The sequence below is a fragment of the Streptococcus sp. CF8_St5-11 genome, from assembly GCF_024295625.1.
In the GTDB taxonomy this organism is placed as follows: domain Bacteria; phylum Bacillota; class Bacilli; order Lactobacillales; family Streptococcaceae; genus Streptococcus.
Genome location: NZ_JANCOJ010000004.1, coordinates 1 through 25,527, shown reverse-complemented (window position 1 = coordinate 25,527; position 25,527 = coordinate 1). Strand labels below are relative to the sequence as shown.

The window sequence follows — 25,527 nt, the reverse complement described above, 5'->3', positions numbered from 1 at the left end:
CTAAAGCGAAATGCCCTTCATGTTTGCTTCCAGAATAGGCATCTTGACACCTAACTCTTGACCAGTATGATAAACGCTTTGACAACAATAGAAGATGTCCTGTTTATCATTGTGCAAAGTCATAATTTTTCGAGTCAGCTCATTTTTCGCAAACATGACTTTCATGGCTTTGCCGGCTATCCAAGCCGGAATTTTGTAGGGTAAGAGTTCTGCCTTATAAAGCTTCAAATTCACGCCACGCGCTTCTACGACTTTCAAGGCTTCTCGAATGGCCTTGATGGCCAATGACAATTCCGATGAACTATTCATCAAGTTTAAAGCCAATTCTTCTGGGTTTTCCAAATTTCCCGAACGCGCAGCTGTCGAAGTGACACCCGCATTAATCGCCATGTGAATCCAAATCCACTCAACCATATCATGAGGCACTTCCCACTTCAAATCTGCAGAAGCCAGCAAAGTCGTCAGATCAGCATAGTTAGAAATGTGTGCTTTTTGCTCACCTTCTAGCATTAAATGGTCGAACAAGACACCATTCAAATGGCCCTCTTGCATGTGACCGCCCGCTGTCGGAAAGGCCAGAATATAGTCATAATCCCCTGCCCACTCTTGGACCTCTTTTCGAGTATCCCAGAAATTACAGAAGAAAACAAGAGTGCCTTTGATATTATTTTTTCGCAAGGTCTCCACAGCTTCTTTGACAAGCCCATGACGCACACTCAGAAGAATAAAATCATATTCTGAATCAGCTTCTGCCACACGAACCTCATAGGTGTCGTGTTTGTTTTCACCTTTGGAATGATAGCGACCATCTAGTAGATCAACCGACAACTCCTTCGGAGCAGTGCTTTTCTTACTATCTCTCAGTACGTGTTCCACTTGATGGCCTGCTTTTTGAAAGGCGTAGGCATAAGTGGTCCCGATGACTCCAAGTCCTAGAATCGCTATTTTCACTTAAAAATCAATCCCTTTCCCAAATTCAACCACATTATCTGGTTCATCACTAAACAAGGTCACATGCCCCATTTTGCGGTTGTGCTTTGCTTCTAGTTTACCATATAAGTGGAGGTGAGCGCTTGGATTTTCTGTCACATATGTTTCAGCAGCTTCGACGTGTTGGCCGAGTACATTAAGCATGACAGCAGGCGCATGAAGGTGGATTGCTGGGAGTGGTGCTCCGAGAACGCCCAAGATATGAGTATCAAACTGGGAGAAGTCGCAGGCTTCAATCGAGTAGTGCCCTGAATTGTGGGGACGTGGCGCGATTTCGTTGACAATGATGTCATCAGCGGTTGCAAACATTTCTACACATAGCGTTCCAGAAAGGTTGAGTTGTTCAGCAATTCGCACTGCCATAGCTCTGGCTTTTTCAGCTAGACTTTCTGAAATGCGAGCGGGCACAATGGTTTTTGAAAGAATGTTGTTGCGGTGGATATTTTCCTGAACGGGGAAGACTGTCACGTCCTTGCCATTTCCAGACACGATAATGGAGATTTCAAGGTCGAAGTTGACAAATTCTTCCAAGACACAGTCTGCTGAATCAGCTAGCGCATAGGCTTCTTCCAAGTCTGCTTCTGAACGAATAACCTTTTGTCCATGACCATCGTAACCACCAGTCGCTGTCTTGAGGACATAGTTTTTCGAGAGGTCGATATCTGACAAGTCTTTGCTAGAGGTCACGACCTTATATGGTGCTACAGTGACTTGGGCCTTGTTGGAAAGAAAGTCCTTCTCAAAAATGCGATTTTGGGAGATGCGAAGCAGGTCGGTCCCTTGAGGAAGCTGACCATCTTTGATAACAGCATCCAAACCGTCAGCATCGACATTTTCAAATTCATAAGTGAGAACATCACAGCGATCTGCCAACTGACGAAGAGCATCCACGTCGTCGTAAGGAGCCATGACGATTTCCGCCACACGGGAGGCTGGGCAATCCGCTGCTGGATCCAAGGCGATAACCTTGTGTCCCATGTAGATAGCTGAGATCGCCATCATCTGACCGAGCTGGCCACCACCGATGATCCCAATGGTTTTAGTTGAGCTCATTTGTAGACTCCTCTGCGATTTTTCCTTGTTCTTCTGCGAAATCCGCTAACGCTGTCGCAATAACCTGGTCCTCTACTGAAAGAAGACGAAGGGCAAAGAGGGCCGCGTTAGTCGCTCCAGCTTCACCGATCGCCATGGTTGCGACAGGTACCCCACCTGGCATCTGAACGATGGAATAAAGTGAATCCACACCGCTAAGGGCACGAGACTTGACGGGTACACCGATAACCGGAAGGGTCGTTTTAGCTGCGACCATCCCTGGCAAGTGAGCTGCGCCACCCGCACCCGCGATGATGACCTTGATGCCACGGCTACGTGCTTCTTCGGCGTGTTTGAACATGAGGTCAGGCGTCCGATGGGCGGAAACAACTTTCTTTTCGTAAGCGACGCCGAAGTTGTCGAGGACTTCAGCAGCTTTTTGCATGGTTGCCCAGTCGGATTTTGAGCCCATGATTATGGAAATTACTGGTTTCATTTTTAATCCTTTTTCTTTTTTTGATAATGGTCTTAGGTGGTGGGGACGGAAGCAAACCTTCGGTTTCATTCCTAAACTTTGAGCCTAAGGTCTCAAAGTTTCCCCCGACCAGAACAGATGCTGTTCTGGTCTTTTCACCACGGCGACCATTATCTTAGTTCGGCTCGCTTTCGCTCGCCATGACAAAGTTAGTATCTGTTAATCTTTTATCGCCTTGCTACCGATATCCGTACGATAGAACAGGCCTTCTGTGTTTTGTTTATCGAGTTCCTTGTAGATAATGTTTTGGCCGTCTTTGACGGTGTCTGCTGTGGTAACCAGCATGTAGACACGTCCGCCGTTTGAGAGGAGGTCTTGGCCATTTTCAGCGAATTTAGCACCAGCATAGTAAGTGATGATGTCGCCCTCTGTCTTGGCTGGAAGTTTGACACCCTTCTCATAAGCCAGTGGGTAACCGTTTGAGGCTACAACTACGCCCAATGTCACACCCTTGTCCGTCCAAGTGATGGCTGGCTCTTTGCCATCCAAAATGTCAGTGATGTTTTGCGCAAAGTCAGATGTCAAACGAGGCAAGATGATTTGCGTTTCAGGATCGCCAAAACGTGAGTTGAACTCGATGACTTTAGGGCCGTCAGCTGTCAAGATAAGTCCCGCGTAAAGGACACCAAGGTACGGACGACCTTCTTTAATCATGCCTTCAAGAACTGGCTTGACAATGGTGTCAACCGCTGTGTCAACCACGCTCTGTGGTAAGTGAGGAACTGGCGCATAGGCACCCATCCCACCAGTGTTAGGACCCTTGTCACCATCGTAGGCACGTTTGTGGTCCTGAGCCGTTGGCATGATGTAGAACTTGTCCCCATTAACAAAGGCAAAGAGAGAGAACTCTTCCCCGTCAAGGAATTCCTCGATGACCACACGCGCACCTGAATCACCGAATTTATTGTCCAAAAGCATCTCGTGAGCAGCTTCAACTGCTTGCTCAACTGTCTCCGCAACGACGACACCTTTCCCAAGGGCCAAGCCGTCTGCCTTGACGACGATTGGAGCACCTTTTCCCTCGATGTAGGCCTTGGCTTCCTCGAAATCTGAAAAGGTTCCATAGGCTGCTGTCGGAACGTCATATTTGACCATGATTTCCTTAGCAAAATCCTTAGACCACTCCAGCTCAGCTGCAGCCTTGGTCGGACCAAAAGCCTTGAGACCAGCTGCATTGAAGTCATCCACGATCCCCGCCGCAAGGGCATCATCTGGACCGATAAAGGTCCAAGCAATATCGTTGACTTTTGCGAAGTCAATCAGCTTAGAATGTTCGGAAATTCCGATATTGATCAAATCCAGACCATCTAATCGCATCCCGTCATTACCAGGAGCCACAAAAACCTGCTCAACGTCTGTAGACTCCAACAATTTCTTAGCAATCGCATGCTCACGACCGCCAGATCCAACAACCAAAAGTTTCATCTCGAACCTCTTTTGCGAATTATTTTATTAAATTATATCATAATCGTTCGTTTTATTCTAATGATTTCAGCAAAAGTCTCCTATTTTCAGTAGAATCCAAACATTTTTTGCTATTTTCTCCTATTTCTCATTTTTTTCCGAATAGTATAGGTGAGACCTACTAATTGACGAAAAGGAGTATTATGCAAACAATCAAAAAATTTGTCGTACTGACTTGTGCGACATGGGGGATGCAAGCCTCTATTGCTCATGCAGATCAAGCGACCAATGCTATCTATGCCGAAAAAGGGCAGCTGATGATTCATCTTGGAAACGTCCCGGATAAATATCAAAAGATCCAAGTTCCCGTCTGGTCTGACCAAAATGGTCAAGATGACCTGATTTGGTATCCTGTGCAACGCAGTGACAAGGGATTTGACCTACAAGTGCCATTGACCAACCATTCTGATCAAGCCGGACTTTATCATGTCCATGTCTATGGGGTGGAGGCAAATGAACAGTTAACCGGTCTTTACCCTCTCACGACCAGCGTCCAGCAAAAAGACCTGGCTTCTTCCCAGCCCAAAATCACGATTACACCCATCTCCTCACAAGAATTTGAGGTAGACCTGAAGTTATTCGAAGACGTTGACGAAATTGTCTTCCCCATCTGGTCTGAAGAAAATGGGCAGGATGATCTGGTCTGGTATCCCGCAAAGAAGATTGCACCTGGACATTTCCAACTTCGCTTTCAGGCTCAAAAACACAAGGGAAGTGGTCTATTTCATCTCCACGTATACCAGAAAAGCCAGGGACAATTAAAGGGGCTATTCCCCACTACATTTCAAGTAGAAAAGGCAAAGCTAAAGCTCACTCCACTCGCAACACATCCGGGAAACACCTATCCCATTGGTGAGTGCACCTGGGGAGCCAAAGAATTAGCCCCTTGGGCCCACAACTGGTGGGGAGACGGTGGCATGTGGGCAACTAGTGCACGCGCTGCTGGATTCCGGACAGGAGACACTCCAGAGGTCGGCGCTATCGCCTGTTGGGACAATGGAGGATATGGCCATGTCGCCTTGGTTACGGACGTCGAACATGACCAAAAAATTCAGATCCAAGAGGCTAACTACAACGGCCATCGCTATATCGACAACTTCCGCGGTTGGTTCGATCCGACCAACCCTATCTGGGGAACCGTCACCTACATCTACCCAGATTAAGGTCTTCTTAACCAACAAAAAAGGCACCATCCATTGATGCGTGCCTTTTTTGATTAATGTCTAAAATGTCTCACTCCTGTGAAGATCATGGTCAAGCCGTATTTATCAGCCGCTTCGATTGACTCTTGGTCACGAACTGATCCACCTGGCTGGATGATCGCATTAATCCCTGCTTTAGCGATTTCTTCCACATTATCTGCAAATGGGAAGAAGGCATCTGAAGCAAGAACAGCACCATCAAGACGGTCTTTGGCTTGGTCAATAGCGATGCGGACAGATGCCACACGATTGGTTTGACCTGGGCCAACCCCAAGGGTCATGTGGTCATTGGTCACGATGATCCCATTTGATTTGACGTACTTGATCGCCTTCCAAGCAAACTCAAGAGCTGTCGCTTCTGTCTCAGTTGGTTGGCGTTTCGTCACCACTTGCCAGTCAGCTGGACTTTCTTTCACCACGTCTTGGTTTTGAACGAGGAGACCACCAACAACACCAGTGTATTCTGCTTCCACTTCACTAGCATCTTGAGCGTCAAATGGCAGCTCAAGGATCCGCAAGTTTTTCTTCTTAGTTGTCAAGATTTCAAGCGCTTCGTCTGTGTAGCTTGGTGCAATGATGATTTCAAGGAAGACACCGTGCATTTTCTTAGCTGTCGCAGCGTCTACTTCACGGTTGAGAACGACAATACCACCAAAGATGGATACTGGGTCAGACTCATAAGCGTAGTCCCAGGCAGTCTCGATGTCGTCAGCTTGACCGATCCCACATGGGTTCATGTGTTTAAGAGCCACAACAGTTGGACGGTCTTTGAAATCACGGATGATCCGGATAGCCGCATCAGCGTCACGGATATTGTTGAAGGACAATTCTTTCCCGTTCAACTGTTTCGCTGAAGCGATGGAGTAATCCGTTGGCAAAGCTTTTTGATAGAAGTCTGCGTCTTGTTGAGGGTTTTCACCGTAACGCATTGGTTGCTTAAGATCATAAGTCAATGTGAGTTTTTCAGGTTTTTCTTCACCCACTTGAGCAGTGAAGTATTCTGCGATCAAAGCATCATAGGCTGCTGTGTGGCGGAAGACTTTCGCTGCCAAACGTTGGCGAGTTTCGTAACTTGTTTCGCCGTTGGCTGCCAATTCGTCCAAAACCACAACATAGTCAGCAGGGTCTACCACAACTGTTACGCTAGCGTGGTTTTTAGCTGCTGAACGAAGCATAGATGGCCCACCAATATCGATATTTTCAACCGCATCCGCGTAAGTCACGTCTGGTTTAAGAATGGTTTCCTTGAATGGGTAAAGGTTTACCACCACAAGGTCGATCAATTCAATCTTGTTGTCCTTAGCAGCCTCTAGGTGGCTATCGAGGTCACGACGAGCGAGGAGACCACCGTGGATATTTGGGTGGAGAGTCTTCACACGACCGTCCATCATTTCTGGGAAACCAGTCACATCGTCAATGGCAATAGTGTCTACTCCAGCATTATCAAGGGCAACTTTAGTACCACCTGTTGAGATAATGTCCCAACCGAGTTTTTTGAGTTCTTGGGCAAATTCAACAATGCCCGCTTTGTCTGAAACACTAATTAGTGCGCGTTTAGTCATTTTCTTTCTTTTCCTTTTTTAAAAAAGTTCTTTATCAGCTACAGTCGAAAATGTTTTTTCCGATCAATGGCTTCCTTATTTTCGTGCTACTCCCAAACGTTCCAAGACTTCTGGATAGAGTTTGTACTCTGTTTCGTGGATTCGAGTTTCAAAAGTATCAAGGGTATCCCCTTCAAGGCGTGGCACACGGACTTGCTGAATAACCTTACCGGTATCAACACCAGAATCCACCCAATGGATAGTCACACCGCTCTCAGCAACACCTGCATTCCAAGCATCCTCAATACCATGAGCACCTGGAAATTCAGGGAGATAAGCCGGATGAATATTGATGATACGGCCTTCATAAGCTGCTAGCAAGGTTGGACCAACGATTTTCATATAACCCGCCAAACAAACTAGGTCAATCTGGTGCTCATCCAAAAGTTTGACGATAGCTTCTTCATAAGATGCTTTATTGTCAAATTCCTTGAGTTCAAAGGCATGACTCACCACACCAAGATTTTTGGCACGTTCTAAGACATAGGCATCCCGGTGATCTGAAAAGACAAATTCTACTGGAAATTGTTCCGCAATCACCTGAAAGTTTGAGCCGTTGCCAGAGGCAAAAACAGCAATTTTCATATTCGATACAAAGGGACGTTTCGGCTAGCCGAACAGTTTCGTAGAAAAATAGGAAATCATTGCTGGGTGCTTGCCCACAAAATGATTTCTCTTTTTTCCTAGAAAATGAGTCCCGTGTTCAGTTAGGCTTGCTAACTAAACACTCCTTTCTACAATTTCTCCGCACAAAATGGTGACCTCACCATTATTTAATCACCACACTTGCGCCATCTTTCTTCACAATACGACCAATTTCATAAACAGGTTCGTCAAGAAGTTCTTTGACACGTTCGACATTTTCTGGCTTCACTGCAAGCATGAGACCAATTCCCATGTTGAAGATTTCAAACATTTCTTCATGTTTGATTTGGCCATATTTTTCAAGGGCTTTGAAAATTGGAAGAACTGGGACTTTGCTTTCGTCAATTTCAGCAGCTAAGTCATCTGAGAACATACGTGGTACATTTTCGATGAAACCACCACCTGTGATGTGGGCAATTCCGTTGACCAATTCTTCTTTGATGAGTGGCAATGCTGCTTTGACGTAGATACGAGTTGGCTCCAAAAGAACGTCTTTAAGTTTCTTCCCTTCCAATTCTGGGAGAACTTCTTCACCTGTGTAATCCGCAAAGACACGACGAACAAGTGAGTAACCATTTGAGTGGATACCGCTTGAAGCAAGTCCAAGAATCACATCCCCTTCAGCTACTTTTGAACCGTCAATGATTTGAGATTTTTCTGCAACACCGACAGCAAACCCAGCCAAATCATAGTCATCTTCACCATACATACCAGGCATTTCAGCCGTTTCTCCACCGATAAGGGCTGCACCAGCCTGCACACAACCTTCTGCAACACCAGCAACGACTTGCTCTAATTTAGCAGGTTCATTTTTACCAGTTGCGATATAGTCAAGGAAGTAAAGGGGCTCCGCACCTGCAGCGATGATATCGTTAACACACATGGCCACACAGTCTTGACCGATCGTATCGTGTTTGTCGTACTTGATGGCAAGCATCAGCTTAGTACCAACACCATCTGTACCTGAGATCAAAACAGGCTCTTTGACACCTGTTTTTGAAAGATCAAACATGCCACCGAAACCACCAAGAGCTCCCATGACACCAGCACGTTCCGTACGAGCAACGTGTTTTTTGATCCGTTCAACAACTTCATAACCCGCTTCAACATCCACACCAGACTGTGCATACGCATTTTTATTTGTCATTTGTTTCATTCCTTTTCTTTTGCACTGCTCTTAATAGAAAGAAGTATGTTCTTTCAAACTTTCCACATAGCGTTCTTCGTAGTCATACAAAGGCGTTGGATATTTTCCATCAAAGTAAGCCACACAAAGACCGCCATTGGGGGCATCTGTATCGATTCCAATAGAATCAATCAAGCCATCGATTGACAAATACGTCAAGCTATCTGCACCAATGATATCGCGTGTTTCCTCTACTGTATGATTGGCAGCAATCAATTCCTTACGTGTTTGAATATCGATCCCGTAGAAACATGGGTAGGCAAGGGCTGGGCTACCGATTGCTACGTGGACCTCTGTAGCTCCTGCTTCTTTCAATAACTTCACAATTCGACGTGATGTTGTCCCACGTACGATAGAATCATCAATCATGACAACCCGTTTGCCTTTCACGACACCGGATACGGCAGAGAGCTTCATCCGAACCCCTTGCTCCCGTAGTTCTTGTGTTGGTTGAATAAAGGTCCGTTGGGTATATTGGTTTTTAATCAAGCCCATTTCATTTGGTAGGCCAGATTCTTCCGCAAATCCCATGGCTGCGCTAAGTGATGAATTAGGTACACCGACCACAATATCTGCTTCATGTTTGAATTCACGTGCCAATTGAGCCCCCATACGTTTACGGGCTGTATGGACATTGACCCCTTGGATATTGGAGTCTGGGCGGGCAAAGTAGATATACTCCATTGAGCAAACAGCCAATTGGGTGTCCGTTGTATAGTTATCGTAAGTGATGCCGTTATCATCGATGATCACGACTTCACCCGGATTTACATCCCGAATCCACTCTGCTCCAACCACTTCAAAGGCACAGGTTTCAGATGAAACCACGATAGCTCCGTTGGCCATTTTCCCAATCGAAAGAGGACGGAAACCATTTGGATCCAAGGCGGCAATCAGCTTATCTTCCAGCATGAGAAGGTAAGCAAATCCACCTTTCACCGTATTCAAGGCTTCTTTCACCTTACCCATGAAAGAAGGGTTGTGGCTCCGACGAATCAAGTGGGCCAAGATTTCTGAATCAGAAGTTGAGCTAAAGATCGCTCCGTTATTTTCCAACTCCCGTTTGAGGGACTTAGCATTGGTCAAATTCCCGTTGTGGGCTAGTCCAAACTGGGTATCATGAAAGCGAAAGAGGAAGGGCTGGATGTTATCCACCGAAGCTTCCCCAGCTGTCGCATAGCGAACATGGCCAATCGCTCCCGTTCCTGTTAACTTATCCAAGTTAGCAGGATTTCGAAATACTTCTGAGAGAAGACCCGTATCACGATACCGTTTTAGTTGACCCGCATCATTCGAAAGGATCCCCGCCCCTTCTTGACCACGGTGTTGAAGACTGTGTAATCCGAAATAAGTCAGTTTTGCAGCATCTGGGTGTCCCCAGATCCCAAAAATACCACATTCTTCATTAAGAGATTTAACTTCGTATGTCATTTTGTATACCTTTTATTTTCCAGTAAAGTATTTAACCGCTGATGCAAAGAGATGTTGGTCTTTATTTCCTGGAATATTTTGGAAGAGACCATCTTCGAAACGTTCTGAGTGACCCATCTTACCAATAATTTGACCGTTCTTACTTGTGATACCTTCGATAGCATTTACAGATCCGTTAGGATTATATTTAGAATCCATGCTTGGTTTCCCTTCGAAGTCAACATATTGGGTAAAGATTTGACCATTGTCACGAAGCTCTGCGAATTCCTCAGCTGTCACGACAAATTTACCTTCACCGTGTGATACTGGGATGGCATGGATGTCACCAACTTCTACTCCGGCAAGCCATGGTGAGTTCGTGTTGGCAATCCGTGTTTCAACCATCTTAGCCACGTGTTGGTTGGCATCATTGTAGAAGAGAGTTGGACTCGTGCTGCTCGCATCTTCAAAGTTACCATATGGAAGAAGACCTGATTTAACAAGAGCTTGGAATCCATTACAGATACCGATGATCAAACCACCACGTTCGATGAAGCTGTCAATGGCTGCACGCACTTTTTCATTGAGCAAGATGTTCACGATGAATTTAGCTGATCCATCAGGTTCATCCGCTGCTGAGAAGCCACCTGCAAAGAAGATAATGTTAGCTTTTTCGATGTTGTCAACCATGGTGTCAACAGACTTGACAATCGCTTCTTCATTCAGCGTGACAAATGGTACCAAGTTGACTTTTGCTCCTTCTTTTTCGAAGGCCTTAGCGGAGTCATATTCTGAGTTGGTACCTGGGAATACCGGGATGTAAACCACTGGTGTCTCAACTGTTTCTTTAGCTTTGATCACAGCATCTGATGCCACTGCAGGTACTTCTTCCAACTCAGTTGCTTGTACAAATTCCGTTGGGTAAACCTCTTCCAATTTACCTTGGAAGGCACTGTCAAGTTTGTGTCCATCAAGCGTTACACCGTTGACAGTGAGTGTAAAGTCAGTCACTGTTTGTCCGATCTTGGCAACACCTGCAATGTCTTCAGGCGATGTGAAGATGAATCCACCCAATTGGGCTGTCAAGCTAGTGTCAAGGTCAGCTAATTCGACGTTAGCTCCGATATGGTTCCCAAATGTTGCAAGTGCAAGAGCTTCAACCACACCACCATATTTAACAGCTGATGCTGCTGTCACTCTGTGGTCAGCTTGGATGGCTTCAAATTGAGTGAAGTTAGATTTAATAAGATCGAAGTCAATTTCTTGTGCCAAAGCTTGACCTGGGATGTAGTAAATATTTTCACCAACAGCTTTGAATTCTGGAGAAAGAACCTTACGGCTATCTGCAGTCGTCACCCCAAAAGCAACCAAGGTTGGTGGTACTGTCAATTCTTCAAAGGTACCAGACATCGAGTCTTTCCCTCCGATAGATGGCAAACCAAGTTGAATCTGAGCTTCGATTGATCCAAGAAGAGCAGCTACTGGTTGACCAAAACGCTCTGCTTGTTTATCCATACGCTCGAAGTATTCTTGATAAGAGAAGCGAGCCTTAGACCAGTTTGCACCAGTAGCAACCAAACGAGCTGTTGCTTCGATGACTGCATAGGCAGCACCATGATATGGAGACCATTCTGCTACATAAGGGTTGAATCCTTGCGCCATAACAGAAGCAGTTGTTGTCACGCCATGTTGGACTGGCAATTTCTGTACAGAAGCTTCCGTTGGTGTGATTTGGTAGCGACCACCGAGTGGGTGATTAACTGTTGAACGACCCACTGAGCTATCAAAGATGGTTTGTAACCCTTTTTGACTGGTATGGTTCAGATCAGCCAAGACTTCAAGAGTATCCGCTTCAAGTGTTTCAGCAGATGTTTGACGTTCTTCTGGAAGCTTGACATCCTTGTCAACCACCTTAGCATCTACAACCACACGTACACCGTTTGTATCAAGGAAACGACGTTCCAAATCAACGATGGTTTCACCATTCCAGTGCATGACAAGATTTGGTTTCTCCGTCACTGTCGCAACGACAACAGCATCAATATTTTCTTTGTTACATTCAGCAACGAAAGCATCTACATCTTCTGGACGAACCACTACAGCCATCCGTTCTTGAGATTCTGAGATAGCAATTTCTGTACCGTTCAAACCTTGGTATTTCAATGGCACTTTGTCTAGATCAATTTCAAGACCATCTGCCAATTCACCGATCGCCACACAGACACCACCGGCACCAAAGTCATTTGATTTCTTGATCAGACGGGTCACTTCCCCATTACGGAAAAGACGTTGAATCTTACGTTCTTCGATGGCATTCCCTTTTTGAACCTCAGCACCAGCTGTTTCAACAGATTCAACCGTTTGAACTTTAGAAGAACCTGTCGCACCACCGACACCGTCACGTCCAGTCTTACCACCAAGCAAGATAATCACATCACCTGCTTCAGGTTTTTCACGAACCACATTTTCCTTAGGAGCCGCACCGACAACTGCACCTAGCTCCATACGCTTAGCAACAAAACCTGGGTGGAAGTATTCACGAACATAAGTTGTCGCCAAACCAATTTGGTTACCGTATGAAGAATAACCGTGAGCCGCTGTTTTAGAAATCACTTGTTGTGGCAATTTACCAGCGCGAGTTTCAGCAATTGGTGTTGTAATATCACCAGCACCTGAGATACGCATGGCTTGGTAAACGTATGAACGACCTGACAATGGGTCACGAATGGCACCACCGATACAAGTAGCCGCTCCACCAAATGGTTCGATCTCCGTTGGGTGGTTGTGCGTTTCGTTCTTGAACATGAGAAGCCATGGTTCTTTGACACCATTGACATCCACTTCAATTTCAACAGAGCAGGCATTGATTTCATCAGACACTTCCATGTCATCCAAACGACCATTAGCACGCTCATAACGGCCAAAAATAGTCGCCATATCCATCAAGGTTTGAGGTTTTTCCGTACGTCCCAACTCATCACGCATGGCAATATACTTATCATAAGTCGCTTGCAATTGTTTTTCAAATTTAGAAGCTGAGAAGTCGATGTTTTTCAACTCAGTTTCGAAAGTTGTGTGACGGCAGTGGTCAGACCAATAAGTATCCAAAACCTTAAGCTCAGTCTCAGTTGGTACACGTCCAATGGATTTGAAGTAATCTTGAATGAAGAGAAGGTCGTCCACTTCCATTGCCAATCCTTGCTCAGCCTTATACTGTGCAAAATCTTCTGCCGTATAAGTTTCAAAGAAATCCAAGCTTGGAATGGTCTTGTCAGACTCAGAGAAATCCTGTTTCGCAATACCAACAGTGATATCTTTGAAACGAGAGTCTACTGGGTTCAAGAGGTAGTTTTTGACAGCTTCCAACTCATTCGCATCAATATCCTTGTTAACCAAGTAAAGTTGTGCTGTGTTCACTGTTACATCATTTGAACTACCAAGCAAAAGCAAAGCTTCTTGTGAAGATGCCGCACGTTGGTCAAATTGACCAGGCAAACTTTCAATAGCAAAGAAAGCATATTTCTCAAGATCAGCCTGAACCGCAGCTTCATCCAAAACAGTATCGGTCACCTGCTCAGAGAAGATATGTTTTTCCGCACGCGCAAACAAGTCCTTTGCCAAACCAAAGACATCGTAAACCTGAACAATCCGAAGATCATTCAACGTTTTTAACTGAAGATTATGCTGTAATTCTTTTACTAAAGAGTCCGATTTTACACGAAAATCAGCTTTTTTCTCAACGAAAATACGTTTATCCATTTTATTTCCTTTATCTATTTCTACTTAAAGATTGTAGTGACGACCAAGTAAAACTTTACTTCAATCCCTGCAACTTCTCTAACACAACCTTATAAACATCCGTTAAACTGCCCAAATCTCTACGGAAAACATCCTTATCCATGTGGTGCCCTTCAGCATCCCAAAGGCGGCAGTTATCTGGAGAGAATTCGTCTGCCAAGATGATCTTGCCATCCTTATCAAAACCAAATTCCAATTTGAAATCAATCAAACGAAGACCAATTTGTGCAAACCAATCTTTCAGCAATTCATTGATACGACGTGTTTCTTCCTTGATATAAGCAATTTGTTCATCATTGGCAATATCCAAAAACTTCACATGCTCATCATTGATGAATGGATCGTCCAACTCATCGTTCTTGTAGTAAAATTCAACGATTGGAGTTTTCAAGTCCAAACCTTCTTCAACGCCAAAACGTTTAGAGAAAGAACCCGCAGTCACATTACGAAGAACAACCTCCAAAGGAATAATTTTAACCTTCTTATTCAATTGTTCTGTATCAGAAATACGTTCGATAAAGTGAGTAGCTACACCCGCAGCATTCAATTTTTCAAAAATAAGAGACGAAATCTGATTATTTAGCACACCTTTTCCCTTAATAGTCTCCTTACGAGCCCCATTAAGCATAGTGGCTTGGTCTTTATAGACCGACTTAATCACATTTTCGTCCTCAGTAGTATAGATATCCTTAGCTTTTCCAGTATAAATCAGTTGATTGGTCATGACTTTGTTCGCCTTTCGTATTTTATCACCTTCATTCTATCACATACAAAGTGTATTTTCAATAAAATTCCGTACAATATAAGCAGAATCCGAATAAAAAGGACAGAAAAAAAGATCATCCAGAATAATCTCTGAACGATCCCTTTTTCATTAGTGACCAGCAGTTCGTTTTTCGATATAGTCGACGACATCTCCTACTGTGTTAAATTCATCAATAGCCTTGTCCGGAATCTCAATTTGGTATTCATCCTCAAGATTGATAATAAATTCCATCAATTCAACAGAGTCAGCTTGTAAATCCTTACGTAAGTCAGATTCCAAAGATACTTGAAAGTCTGGACCCTTGCGATCTTTGAGAAATTCCTCAATTGTAACTAAAATTTCGTTTTGTTTACTCATACATTACCCTTCCTTCGATAATTCCTTCACTGATTTTCCAACAACATCTGTCTCTAACATGGTCCGAATCTGACGAATCGTGCTATAGACAGCTTTGGCATCGCTCGAACCATGCGTTTTAACAACAGGTGCTTGAAGACCAAACAAGACCGCTCCTCCAACATCTGAGAAATCCAAGGTTTGCTTCAATGATTTCAAACGGTCCTTGAGCAGAAAAGCTCCCAATTTCGCCTTCCAGTTTCCTGTGGCAATTGCTTGTTTCAATTGCTTCAAGATCCCAAAAGCCGTTCCTTCCATCGTTTTCAAGACAGCGTTTCCCGTGAAACCATCCGCCACAACGACATCAGCAACGCCATCCATCAAGTCACGCGCTTCCACGTTTCCAACAAAATGAATCGACTCATCCTCAGATAACAATTGGTAGGTTTCCTTGCGCAAAGGATCTCCCTTACTAGCTTCTGTCCCATTGTTCAATAAACCCACGCGAGGTTTTTGAATCCCACGAACATTTTCAGCATAGTAGGATCCCATCACAGCATACTGATGCAAGTGCTCTGGTGTATTTTCCGCATTGGCCCCTAAGTCTAGCATATCATAGCCACGACCATCAACCGTCGGAAGTGTCGACATCAAACCTGGACGTTCCACGCCCTTGATGCGCCCAACAATAAAGAAACCAGCCGCCAATAGCGCACCTGTATTTCCCGCAGATAGCATGGCATCGACCTCACCAGCCTTCACATCCTTGGCAGCTAAGACCATCGAAGCCTGTTTTTTCCGACGAATGGCCCGCGTTGGCTCATCATCTGAATCGATTTTTTCTTCCGTATGCACAATCGATACACGTTCTGTTGCGGTTAAATAGTCTTTGATTTTTGCCTCATCGCCATACAAGACAATCTCAATATCATCAAAATCACGAATGGCTTGATTCACACCTTCTACCAAGGCTTGAGGTGCATTATCCCCCCCCATTGCATCTACTGCAATTTTTTTCATGTTTCACCTCCAGATGAATCTTTCATAATCGCTCCCCAATCACTCAAGGAATCGATAAACTTTTTAGCTTTTAAATGGATCCCTACATACTCCTCATACAACTGATCAATTGTCTGACGCAGAGCTGCTTTCATCTCCGCTTGTAGAGAAATCGACTCTAACTCACTGAATCGTACTGCTTGGAATTGATCCAATAAATAGAGAACATTCGGATGCCAGTGAGCTCGTCTCTCATCCTGATCATAATGATCCGGACAAAGGACCCCACTATACCGAAAAGAGTAATCAAAAGGAAGTCCAACCCGATGACAGAAACAACATTCATGAAAATTCAAGATAACTCCAAATCGTGATAGAATCTGAATCTCAAAAATATTGGTTAAAACCTCATAATCCAGTCCCTCTTCCATCAAAGACAAGGTCTTTTCTAAAAAAGCAAACAGGGCTGGATCCACCTGATTATCCTGAATACTTGCATCTGCAAGCGCCAGAACATAGGTCGCATAAGAAAGGGCAAAAAGATCTGCATTGATTTTCTTATAAACCTGCACATCTTGAAAATCATCAATATAACTCAACCCATCATCATTGATTTTCAACAACATATCTGCCGTTACCAAAGGTTGCAACATGGGATTCAACCGTGATTTTCCCGCATGTTTCACAAAAAACATCCGCTTCCCTGACTTCTCTGTGAAGATTTTGACCAGCTTGTCATCCTCACGAAACTCCCGATTATACAGGACAATTCCCCGGGTCTCAATTGACTCCAGCATGTTCTTCCATATACTCCTTCAAGCGTTTCATTGCTTCCTTGATAACCTCCATGCTGGCTGCATACGACAAACGCACATAGCCTTCACCATATTGACCAAAAGCAGCACCAGGAATAAAAGCAACTGCTTTTTCACGCGCAAAATCCTGTAAGAAAGCGAAGGAATCTTGATTATAACCAGCTGGGATTTTAGCAAAAATATAGAAAGCTCCATCTGGCTTAATAATCTCAAACCCAAGCGCGGACATCTGTTCGATAATATAATCCCGACGCTTCACATATTCCTTCTTCATTGGCTCCGCATCATCCCGACCTTCCGTCAAAGCTTCGATCGCAGCATACTGGTTCATAGTTCCAGCAGCCGTTACCAAATACTGATGGCTCTTGATGAGTTGGGCCGTCAATGCAGCAGGCGCAAAGATAAAGCCAAGCCGCCAGCCTGTCATAGCATGAGACTTAGATAAGCCATTAATGACAATAGTCTGTTCAGGAATGAAGGAGGCCATAGAGACATGCGCTTCTCCAGTATAAGTCAGCTCTGAATAGACTTCATCACAAATCACAAAGACTTCATATTTTTTTAAGACAGCAGCTAATTCTGCCATCTGTTCGCGCGAATAAGTGACACCCGTTGGATTAGCTGGATAATTGAGAATAACAGCCTTCAATTTTTCACCCTGCTCTAGAATCGCCTTTTCCAACTTTTCAGGAGTCAAAACAAAACGATCTGCTGTCGTATCAATTTCGATAATCTCAGCCCCAACCAAATTCACAATGGGTTCATAACCAGGGTAGGCCGGTGCTGGAAGAAGTACTACATCTCCAGGTTCCAAGATTGCTGTCAAGGTTGCAGACAGGGCTTCTGTTGCACCGATCGTCACCAATATTTCATTTTCAGGACGATAGTGAATACCATATTTATCAGCCACAAACTGACTCGCAGCCTCACGCAAAGCCAGCAAACCACTCATCCCAGTGTAATGGCTAAAATTCGCATCAATGGCAGCCTTTCCTGCTTCTTTTACATGTTCAGGAGTCGTAAAATCCGGTTCCCCCAACGTCAAACGCAAGACACCAGGAATGGAAGAAATTGATTGATCGAACTGACGAATCAAAGATACTTCAATCCGATTCAGATTTTTATTAAAACGTTTCGTTAAATCCATAGAACACCTCCAAAAACACTTATATTCATTATACTATAAATAGGACCCCATCGCAAAAGAACAAGCCAGATCCCCACCTTTTGCTTACCACCAATGGACATTGCAAAAATCCTTCCATGCAAAAAAGACTTAGCAATGCTAAGTCTTTCAAGTCATTATTGTTGGCCACGTGTTGCCACATATTTCAATTGATCCGCATGTTTTGCCACAAAATCCTTCATTTCTGAATCAGGAATTTGACGAAGGTAGAGGTTAGAACGAATGGTTTCATCCTCTTCACGACAAGTGGACAATACTAAATACTTATCAGATGCTTTGATCTTGATATTAGGATTCTTCGTACGAGCTGACTCATAGATATTCTTCAATTGTGTCGTAAAATCATTGTCATCAGTAAAGCTTGTACGGTAGAAAGCGGTGTCCTCTGGGACAATGACCAATCCCATTACTTCATAATAATATTTCCGCTCTGGTGTCTCAATCACAACATACGGATGTTGGTCTAAATACTCTTGTTTGTCATAGTAGTTGACATCATTAAACATGCGATGATCGCCGACCTTACTACCACGAGCATGACCAAACAACCAAGTCAAACGATCACTGAAGTCTTTCTTGTTGTCCATATCCATGAAGACTGTCCCCATGTATGGTTCATTTCCACCATCAAACGTCTTATTCAAATAAGTTTCATTGTCAGTGGTTTGTACAACAGGTTCATCCAACTCAGTACCCGGTGCATAGACATAAGCAATTGTCTCAGGGTTAACAGCTGTTAACTGAGCAAAACGATTTTTCAAGTAATCTTTTTCTTCTTGGCTTGGTTCATATTTAGTTTCTTGCTTGGTTGAGCTTGTTCCAGTTGTTTTTTTAGCCGTGCTAGATGACTTAGTTCCTCCAAATGGATTAAAGAAAATAAATCCAGCAACAAGAACAACAACTGCAACAAGAGCAGCAATTACAAGACCCAATTTATTTGAACTTTTTTCCCCAGCTCTTTTCATTGATCGATCTCCTCTTGATGATTTTTTCTAAAAAATAACACTGAACCCGAAGGTCCAGTGATATTTTACGAGCTAATTAATAATCAAATTATTTAACTGCGCTTGTTTTTGGAAGAGCTTTACCAGCTTGTTTTGAACCAGCTTTACCAGCTTTAGCTGCGTCTCCACCTTTGTTTTCGCTAGATTTAGCTTCGTTTGTAGCTTGACCGTTAGCATCAGCTGCATCAGCAGAACCACCATGGTTAAGAGCTTTATCTTCTTGATCACGCATGTCTTTTGTTTTGTTGTCTTGAACGCCAGTTGGGTCGTTCCAGTATTTACCTTCACGTTGAGCTGCTGCACGGTATTGATCTTGAAGGTTAGCTACATATTTGTTGCGTACAACATTACGTGCTTCAGTGCGAGCTGCTTCAAGTTTAGCAACGTAATCGCCGTAAAGGTGACCTGATCCGTATGCTTCAAGAGCTTGTCTTGCTGCTACAACTGTTGGATAGTTTTCAGCTTCTGCGTTGATTTCAGCTTCGTGTGCTGCTACTTGTGTGTTTGCTTCGTCAGCGATATCGCGTTCTGAAACGTAGTGTTTTTGAATCAATGCATTTGAGCTATATGAATTGTCAGATGCAAATGCTGGAGCTGCTGCAGCAAATACTGCAAGAGCTGCTACTGATGATAATAAAACTTTTTTCATTGTTTTATCTCCTTTTTTTCTTTTCAAAAATTATTCGTTACTTCGTAACTATGACTAGTATACTAGGATATTCTGCCTATGTCAAGACTTTTCTTAGTTTTTTTAAAAAAACTATCAATTTTTTTTCTATTTCAAATAACTATTTTTTTCATATAGCAAATTGAATTGCTCAATTTATATCTTAGTTTATGTTATCGAATGTATAAAAAAGAGGGCAGTTGCCCTCTAAAAATTATATCCAATCTATTATTGGTTTACTACTGAAGAGTAGTTTGTGCTAACAAATGTTTCAACAGTCTTGAATGTTTCGTATTGTTGACCATCTTTAGCAGTTTCTTCTTTTTGTGAAGCAGAACCATAACGAGAATTTGGATCAACAGTCACAAGACGTTTACCATCGTCATATGAACCATTATAAGAATAGTTAGTGTTTCCGTATGTTTCTACAGCTTTGAATGTTTCATATTTTTGACCATCTTTAGCTGTTTTTTCTGTTTGTGAAGCAGAACCGTAACGAGAGTTAGTTGTTCCAGTTACATTTTCTTCTGAAGGAAGGTCTTTTTTAGCTGTAACTGCAACTGGTTTTTTAGGTGCAGCTGGAGTAGATACTTCTTGAAGAACACCATCTTTTTTATCACCTTTTGGTTGTTGAACTTGTACCACTGCAACTGGTTTTTTAGGTGTAGCTGGTGTAGCTGGTTTTTCTGGTGTAGCCGGTTTTTCTGGTGTAGCTGGTGTAACTTGAGTTGGTTTTGAAGGAGCTTCTACCTTGTTTCCAAGTCCAAGATAAGTTTGAGCGTAGTATGATCCAAAACGGTTATTTGGATTATCTTTGCTATTTGCCAATGTTGAAGCAAAAACAACTGAAGTTGCTGCTACAGCTGAGAGAACGACTGCACTTGATAATAAAACTTTTTTCATAATAGTTTTATCTCCTTTTTCATATTTAATATAGATTGCTCTACAGTGAACATTTTATACATATATGTTGGGTTTGTCAAGTGTTTTTTCAACAAAACACTGTAATATCAAGAAATTAATTTTAAATCATGGTCTATTTGATACCAAAAATTACGATATTGAGATAATTCTACAAAAAGAAAAAGAAATGATAAAACTTCTTCTTTTTCTTCAAACTATTTTACCACCCCATTTTTTGGCAATCGTTTCTTGGGCAAACTAGGATCAGCCTTTGCTTCTAGTTCTTTAGCTGCTTGAACCAGTTTTTTCCGTTTCTTTTCTTTTTTTAGATTTTCCAACCATTTTCTGATTTCCATTTGTATATCCTCCTAAATAAAAGAGGCCAGTTACCCAGCCTCCTTATTGTTAACATTTTTTGGCATTTCCGATTTCAAATAGAGGGGACAGAGGTCGATTTTCGTGAATGCGAACAATGGCCTCTGCAAGGAGTTTCGCAATCGAAATTTGCTCAATCTTATCAATCAATCGATCTTCCGGTAGATAAATCGTATCCAACACCACCAACTTCTTAATGGCTGATTTTTGGATGTTGTCCATCGCTGGTCCTGATAAAACAGGGTGAGTACAGCTTGCATAAACTTCAACAGCACCTGCTTCTGCAAGGGCATCCGCCGCATGACAGATTGTACCAGCTGTATCAATCATATCATCAATCAAAATACAAGTCTTGCCTTCAACACTCCCAATGATATTCATCACTTCACTCGTATTCATCTTATCGACACTTCGACGTTTATCAATAATCGCAATCGGTGTCTTCAAAAATTCAGCTAATTTCCGAGCACGAGTCACACCACCATGGTCTGGACTGACAACAACATAGTCTTTTCCAATCATCCCGCGACGTTCAAAAAAGTCGGCGATCAAAGGCGCACCCATCAAGTGGTCAACAGGAATATCAAAGAAACCTTGAATCTGAGCGGCATGCAAATCAATTGTCAAGAGGCGATCAACTCCAGCAACCTCAAGCATATTAGCTACCAACTTAGAAGTGATTGGTTCACGAGCTCGAGCTTTCCGGTCTTGACGAGCATAGCCGTAATATGGCATCACCACATTAATGGATTGCGCACTAGCACGTTTCAACGCATCTACCATAATCAAAATTTCCATTAGATTATCGTTAACCGGCGAGCTAGTGGATTGCAAAATATAAACATCTTTCCCACGGATTGATTCTTCAATATTAACCTGAATTTCTCCATCAGAAAATTGACGAACCGTTGACTTTCCAAGCGGTAGTCCCATTTCACGAGACACACGTTGAGCCAATTCTTGATTTGACGACAAAGCAAAGAGCATTAAATCAGAAAATGACATGATTTCCTCCAGTAAAATCTAAAACCATATTGTACAGTCAGCACAAATTTCTCCTGTAATCATTTTATCGCTTTTTAAGCAAATATTCAAATATTAATTTATGGAAATTACAAAATCTATCACTACCTAAATTCTATCAAAAAAGAAGCAGAACAAATGTCCTGCTTCAGTGTAATTCTTAGTTTGGATAGATATAAGTAACAGTACCTTGTGCTGTTGTTGGGTTAAACCAACCACGGTAGTTACCAATGCTACGGATACCATTATAGTTAGACTCAGAAACTTGGATGCTTGTTGTAGATTGAACGGCTGTAACAACTGCTACGTGTCCATATCCACCATCATTCCAACATGCAATGGCACCAACTTGTGGTTGAGATCCTGTACGGAATCCTGCTGCCGCTGCACTTGCTGCCCATTGTCCACCATTACCCCAGTAATCACCAGCCCATGGAGCCAATGTCTTCGCACCCCATGTACATTCACCAACTGGATAAGATGATGCAGATGTACTATAAGTTGGACGAGAAGTAGTTGCTACTGGTGCAGCCGCTGCTTGAGTTTGAACAGCAGGTTGAGGTGCTGCTTGAGTTTGTGCTGCCGCTGGTGTTGCAGCAGGTGTTTGAGCTGCCGCTTGAACTTGTGCTTGAAGAGTTGTATTAGCTGAAGCTTTAACAGCTGCTTGTTGTTCTTTTTGTTTTGCACGGTAAGCTGCTTCTGCTGCTGCCGCTGCTGCTGCTGCTTTTTCAGCTTCCGCTTTTTGTTGCAACAAAGCATTCTTTTCGTTTTCAGCAGTTGATTTTTCAGCAGCCAAGTTCAATTGTGCTACTTTCAACTCAGCTTCTTTTGTTGACAAAGCTTGCGCATCATCTTCTAATTGCTGTTTGTTTGCAATGACAGTATTGATAGCATCGTTGTTTTCTTTTTGTTTTTGTGCAATCTCTTCTTTATCACGTTTTTGCTCTTGCAACATTTTGTTGTTAGCATCTGCAATTTCGTTCATAGCAGAAATACGTGAGATAGCTTCTGTCAAAGATCCAGAGCTAACAATCGCATTAATATAGCTTGTTGCAGTCCCAGTTGTTTGAGCACTACGTGCTTGATTTGCAAGTGATTCTTGACGAGCAACAATATTTTTTGACAACTCATCGATCTCAGCTGACAATCGTTCAGATTCTTCATTCAAACGGTCATTTTCAGCTTGAAGATTTTCTTGTTGTTTTTTAATTTCAGATACTTGACCTTGAATTTGATCTACCTGAGCTTGTGCACTTTGTTGTTGTTGATTAATACTATTGATTTTGTTATCTTGAGCAGCAATCTTATCATCTGTTGAATCAGCTGATACACCAGCTACGACAGCACCTTGTGATAAAGCAACTGTACTCAATAAGATTGTGGCAAATAATTTTTTCTTCATTAGATAAATTTTCCCTTTCTAATAAGACACTAACTAGTATAACAAATTTTTTAAAAATTTATATTACGCTATTGTTACATTTTTATTTCGAGTTTATAAATAAATCTTTTCAAGTAAAGGCTGTAATACTATTAATAGAAGCACATTCAAAATTAAACTTGGAAAAATTTGGTAAATAATTAGTGTAATCCAGTTAAATTTTATGCTGATAAAAAGAATCAAAAGAAGATTTGTTAAAATCTGAAATAATAGAATCGTTAATAAAAATGTAAAAAAACGAGTCAATCGATTGACCAAAATAATCTGATTACACCGATAAAAAATCATCTGTAGTATAGGAAATACTATGAAGGTAATTCCTAGAGTGTGTAAAAAATACACATCAAAACAAAAACCAAAGAAGACTCCCCACCAAATACTAGCTATCTCAGAGAAATAGAGACTCAATAACATAAAACCATATAGAAATAAAAATGAAGTAGGTTCAAAGGAGTTTGGACAAAAACGAGAAATAAGAAAAGAGATCTGTCCGTCAACAAATAAAGATAAGAATAAGATTAAAGGGAAAAAATGGTACTTACGTATGACTTTCACACTACTCTCCAATCAATAGTACATAACGATTGACATCTAAATTAGCCTTTGGTTTCACACGAATTTCTTGCCCTAACTGATCAGATGCCTTTTGAGTAGAAGTCACTGTACCAAGAGGTAAGTCACTACTCTTATATTTTCCTAAACCACTTGTTGAAACCAGAGATCCTTTTTTAATTTCAACTGGATCTCCAATTTGCAACAACCGAAACTCACCTGTCTTCTCGTCATAACCATTTAATAAAGCAAAAATAGATTGACCTTGACTCTCAATTTTAAACGTCAGGTGTTGTGAAGAAATAGTATCTTCGACTAATAATTTCACTTTGCTAGAATTTTTCTCTATACTTTCTACCACACCAATGACGCCACCAGACGAAAGAACAAACATAGAATCAGAAATTCCATCTGAACTACCTTTATCAATAACAAATTCCTGATCCCACGAACCATAATTACGGTCAATAATCTCACTAACGACTTGTTTAGAACCCGATACAGAATTCTTGATTGACATCAAATCCTTTAATTCTCTATTTTCTGATTCCAAACGGTTAAGTTTTGACTGGTCAATATCCTTTTGATAAAGACGTGATTTTAACGAACGGTTTTCTTCATTTAATTCAGATAAATTCTTTAAATCCTTTGCCTTAGATTCCACAACAACAAATGGTACCGATACTGCCTCATCAACAATAGCTAATATATCAGAAGATTTTAAAACAATTGAAGTTCTAACAGATGGAAAAAGAAATAAAATTCCTGAAACAGTTAAAACAAACACAAAACTAAAAATTTTAAAGAATCGATTCAAGAACATAGACAAAACCTTCAAAAATATAAAAAATAGTTTGAGATGACATCTCAAACTTGGAAATTATACGGAGAATGGGGGATTCGAACCCCCGCGCCGGTTACCCGACCTAACGATTTAGCAAACCGTCCTCTTCAGCCTCTTGAGTAATTCTCCAAAATGGGCACGAGTGGACTCGAACCACCGACCTCACGCTTATCAGGCGTGCGCTCTAACCACCTGAGCTACGCGCCCAAGTTAAAAACTTGGTAAAGAACCTATGTTCAAAGCGGGTGACGAGAATCGAACTCGCGACAACAGCTTGGAAGGCTGTAGTTTTACCACTAAACTACACCCGCTTATTATTAAAAGAAATGGCGCGAGACGGAATCGAACCGCCGACACATGGAGCTTCAATCCATTGCTCTACCAACTGAGCTACCGAGCCAAATTGCGGGAGCAGGATTTGAACCTACGACCTTCGGGTTATGAGCCCGACGAGCTACCGAGCTGCTCCATCCCGCGTTAATATTAAGGAGGATGTGGGATTCGAACCCACGCACGCTTTTACACGCCTGACGGTTTTCAAGACCGTTCCCTTCAGCCGGACTTGGGTAATCCTCCAAGATAACAATGGACCTTGTAGGACTTGAACCTACGACCACTCGGTTATGAGCCGAGAGCTCTAACCAGCTGAGCTAAAGGTCCAACAAGATCAACAATATAGCGGCGAAGGGGATCGAACCCCCGACCTCCCGGGTATGAACCGGACGCTCTAGCCAGCTGAGCTACACCGCCATA

At 42.6% G+C, this 25,527-nt stretch carries 23 protein-coding genes and 8 tRNA genes; 1 reads left to right on the top strand and 30 read right to left on the bottom strand.

Going from position 1 to position 25,527, the window contains the following annotated elements; genetic code table 11:
- From NMM13_RS08235 to purD, 4 genes are all read right to left on the bottom strand, one after another.
- The gene (locus NMM13_RS08235; protein WP_254728430.1) at positions 1–951 is read right to left on the bottom strand and encodes a 2-dehydropantoate 2-reductase N-terminal domain-containing protein; all 951 of its coding nucleotides are present in this window, start codon (positions 949–951) and stop codon (positions 1–3) included.
- The gene (gene purK, locus NMM13_RS08230) at positions 952–2,043 is read right to left on the bottom strand and encodes a 5-(carboxyamino)imidazole ribonucleotide synthase (RefSeq protein ID WP_254728429.1); all 1,092 of its coding nucleotides are present in this window, start codon (positions 2,041–2,043) and stop codon (positions 952–954) included.
- Positions 2,030–2,518, bottom strand: a complete 489-nt coding sequence (gene purE / locus NMM13_RS08225; protein ID WP_254728428.1) for a 5-(carboxyamino)imidazole ribonucleotide mutase — start codon at positions 2,516–2,518, stop codon at positions 2,030–2,032. The genes purK and purE overlap by 14 nt, the downstream gene beginning before the upstream one ends.
- A gap of 198 nt (positions 2,519–2,716) precedes the next feature.
- Positions 2,717–3,982 (bottom strand): phosphoribosylamine--glycine ligase, encoded by a 1,266-nt coding sequence (purD, locus tag NMM13_RS08220; protein ID WP_254728427.1) that lies wholly within the window; start codon positions 3,980–3,982, stop codon positions 2,717–2,719.
- Between the two features lie 182 nt (positions 3,983–4,164).
- On the opposite strand from purD, the gene NMM13_RS08215 reads away from it, so the two are divergent.
- Positions 4,165–5,184, top strand: coding sequence for a GBS Bsp-like repeat-containing protein (locus tag NMM13_RS08215; RefSeq protein ID WP_155168309.1), 1,020 nt, complete (start codon positions 4,165–4,167; stop codon positions 5,182–5,184).
- Between the two features lie 53 nt (positions 5,185–5,237).
- Here NMM13_RS08215 and purH read toward each other — a convergent pair whose 3' ends face one another.
- The 26 genes from purH to NMM13_RS08085 form a co-directional block, all read right to left on the bottom strand.
- Positions 5,238–6,785 (bottom strand): bifunctional phosphoribosylaminoimidazolecarboxamide formyltransferase/IMP cyclohydrolase, encoded by a 1,548-nt coding sequence (gene purH, locus NMM13_RS08210; protein ID WP_254728426.1) that lies wholly within the window; start codon positions 6,783–6,785, stop codon positions 5,238–5,240.
- Positions 6,786–6,860: 75 nt separating this feature from the next.
- Complete coding sequence (purN, locus tag NMM13_RS08205) at positions 6,861–7,409, bottom strand: phosphoribosylglycinamide formyltransferase (protein WP_134974859.1); 549 nt, start codon at positions 7,407–7,409, stop codon at positions 6,861–6,863.
- A 184-nt stretch (positions 7,410–7,593) separates the two neighbouring features.
- A complete protein-coding gene (purM, locus tag NMM13_RS08200) occupies positions 7,594–8,616 on the bottom strand; it encodes a phosphoribosylformylglycinamidine cyclo-ligase (protein ID WP_031574112.1) in 1,023 nt (340 codons plus the stop codon).
- 30 nt (positions 8,617–8,646) lie between these two features.
- Positions 8,647–10,086 carry an amidophosphoribosyltransferase gene (purF, locus tag NMM13_RS08195; protein ID WP_003009289.1) on the bottom strand — a complete coding sequence of 480 codons (1,440 nt, stop codon included), beginning with the start codon at positions 10,084–10,086 and terminating at the stop codon, positions 8,647–8,649.
- A gap of 12 nt (positions 10,087–10,098) precedes the next feature.
- Positions 10,099–13,824 carry a phosphoribosylformylglycinamidine synthase gene (locus tag NMM13_RS08190; RefSeq protein ID WP_254728425.1) on the bottom strand — a complete coding sequence of 1,242 codons (3,726 nt, stop codon included), beginning with the start codon at positions 13,822–13,824 and terminating at the stop codon, positions 10,099–10,101.
- Positions 13,825–13,879: 55 nt separating this feature from the next.
- Entirely contained in the window at positions 13,880–14,587 is a 708-nt protein-coding gene (purC, locus tag NMM13_RS08185; protein WP_254728424.1) for a phosphoribosylaminoimidazolesuccinocarboxamide synthase, read from the bottom strand.
- A gap of 150 nt (positions 14,588–14,737) precedes the next feature.
- A complete protein-coding gene (locus NMM13_RS08180) occupies positions 14,738–14,986 on the bottom strand; it encodes an acyl carrier protein (RefSeq protein ID WP_021154192.1) in 249 nt (82 codons plus the stop codon).
- 3 nt (positions 14,987–14,989) lie between these two features.
- Positions 14,990–15,985 (bottom strand): phosphate acyltransferase PlsX, encoded by a 996-nt coding sequence (gene plsX, locus NMM13_RS08175; protein ID WP_003009280.1) that lies wholly within the window; start codon positions 15,983–15,985, stop codon positions 14,990–14,992.
- Positions 15,982–16,761 carry a DNA repair protein RecO gene (gene recO, locus NMM13_RS08170; RefSeq protein ID WP_254728423.1) on the bottom strand — a complete coding sequence of 260 codons (780 nt, stop codon included), beginning with the start codon at positions 16,759–16,761 and terminating at the stop codon, positions 15,982–15,984. Before recO ends, plsX begins: the two co-directional genes overlap by 4 nt.
- Positions 16,745–17,926: a pyridoxal phosphate-dependent aminotransferase gene (locus NMM13_RS08165; RefSeq protein ID WP_247923715.1), complete on the bottom strand. Its 1,182-nt coding sequence runs from the start codon at positions 17,924–17,926 to the stop codon at positions 16,745–16,747. Before NMM13_RS08165 ends, recO begins: the two co-directional genes overlap by 17 nt.
- A gap of 155 nt (positions 17,927–18,081) precedes the next feature.
- Entirely contained in the window at positions 18,082–18,930 is an 849-nt protein-coding gene (gene srtB / locus NMM13_RS08160) for a class B sortase, LPKTxAVK-specific (RefSeq protein WP_118228669.1), read from the bottom strand.
- Positions 18,931–19,018: 88 nt separating this feature from the next.
- Positions 19,019–19,618 carry an amylase-binding adhesin AbpA gene (gene abpA / locus NMM13_RS08155; RefSeq protein ID WP_049490637.1) on the bottom strand — a complete coding sequence of 200 codons (600 nt, stop codon included), beginning with the start codon at positions 19,616–19,618 and terminating at the stop codon, positions 19,019–19,021.
- A 246-nt stretch (positions 19,619–19,864) separates the two neighbouring features.
- Positions 19,865–20,539 (bottom strand): hypothetical protein, encoded by a 675-nt coding sequence (locus tag NMM13_RS08150; protein ID WP_254728422.1) that lies wholly within the window; start codon positions 20,537–20,539, stop codon positions 19,865–19,867.
- 215 nt (positions 20,540–20,754) lie between these two features.
- Positions 20,755–20,895 carry a hypothetical protein gene (locus NMM13_RS08145; protein ID WP_173018797.1) on the bottom strand — a complete coding sequence of 47 codons (141 nt, stop codon included), beginning with the start codon at positions 20,893–20,895 and terminating at the stop codon, positions 20,755–20,757.
- A gap of 49 nt (positions 20,896–20,944) precedes the next feature.
- Positions 20,945–21,919: a ribose-phosphate diphosphokinase gene (locus NMM13_RS08140; RefSeq protein ID WP_049490632.1), complete on the bottom strand. Its 975-nt coding sequence runs from the start codon at positions 21,917–21,919 to the stop codon at positions 20,945–20,947.
- Between the two features lie 178 nt (positions 21,920–22,097).
- A complete protein-coding gene (gene pcsB / locus NMM13_RS08135) occupies positions 22,098–23,339 on the bottom strand; it encodes a peptidoglycan hydrolase PcsB (protein ID WP_049473285.1) in 1,242 nt (413 codons plus the stop codon).
- Positions 23,340–23,432: 93 nt separating this feature from the next.
- On the bottom strand, positions 23,433–23,933 hold the full coding sequence (mreD, locus tag NMM13_RS08130) for a rod shape-determining protein MreD (RefSeq protein ID WP_254728421.1): 501 nt from the start codon (positions 23,931–23,933) through the stop codon (positions 23,433–23,435).
- A 1-nt stretch (position 23,934) separates the two neighbouring features.
- On the bottom strand, positions 23,935–24,753 hold the full coding sequence (mreC, locus tag NMM13_RS08125; RefSeq protein ID WP_223141492.1) for a rod shape-determining protein MreC: 819 nt from the start codon (positions 24,751–24,753) through the stop codon (positions 23,935–23,937).
- A 62-nt stretch (positions 24,754–24,815) separates the two neighbouring features.
- Positions 24,816–24,903 (bottom strand) — tRNA-Ser (locus NMM13_RS08120).
- Between the two features lie 4 nt (positions 24,904–24,907).
- Positions 24,908–24,981, bottom strand: a tRNA-Ile gene (locus tag NMM13_RS08115).
- 33 nt (positions 24,982–25,014) lie between these two features.
- A tRNA-Gly gene (locus NMM13_RS08110) sits at positions 25,015–25,085 on the bottom strand.
- A gap of 16 nt (positions 25,086–25,101) precedes the next feature.
- Positions 25,102–25,174: transfer RNA gene (locus NMM13_RS08105), tRNA-Phe, on the bottom strand.
- Positions 25,175–25,177: 3 nt separating this feature from the next.
- A tRNA-Met gene (locus NMM13_RS08100) sits at positions 25,178–25,251 on the bottom strand.
- A 9-nt stretch (positions 25,252–25,260) separates the two neighbouring features.
- A tRNA-Ser gene (locus NMM13_RS08095) sits at positions 25,261–25,350 on the bottom strand.
- A 10-nt stretch (positions 25,351–25,360) separates the two neighbouring features.
- A tRNA-Ile gene (locus tag NMM13_RS08090) sits at positions 25,361–25,434 on the bottom strand.
- 16 nt (positions 25,435–25,450) lie between these two features.
- Positions 25,451–25,524, bottom strand: a tRNA-Met gene (locus NMM13_RS08085).
- Positions 25,525–25,527: the final 3 nt, after the last annotated feature.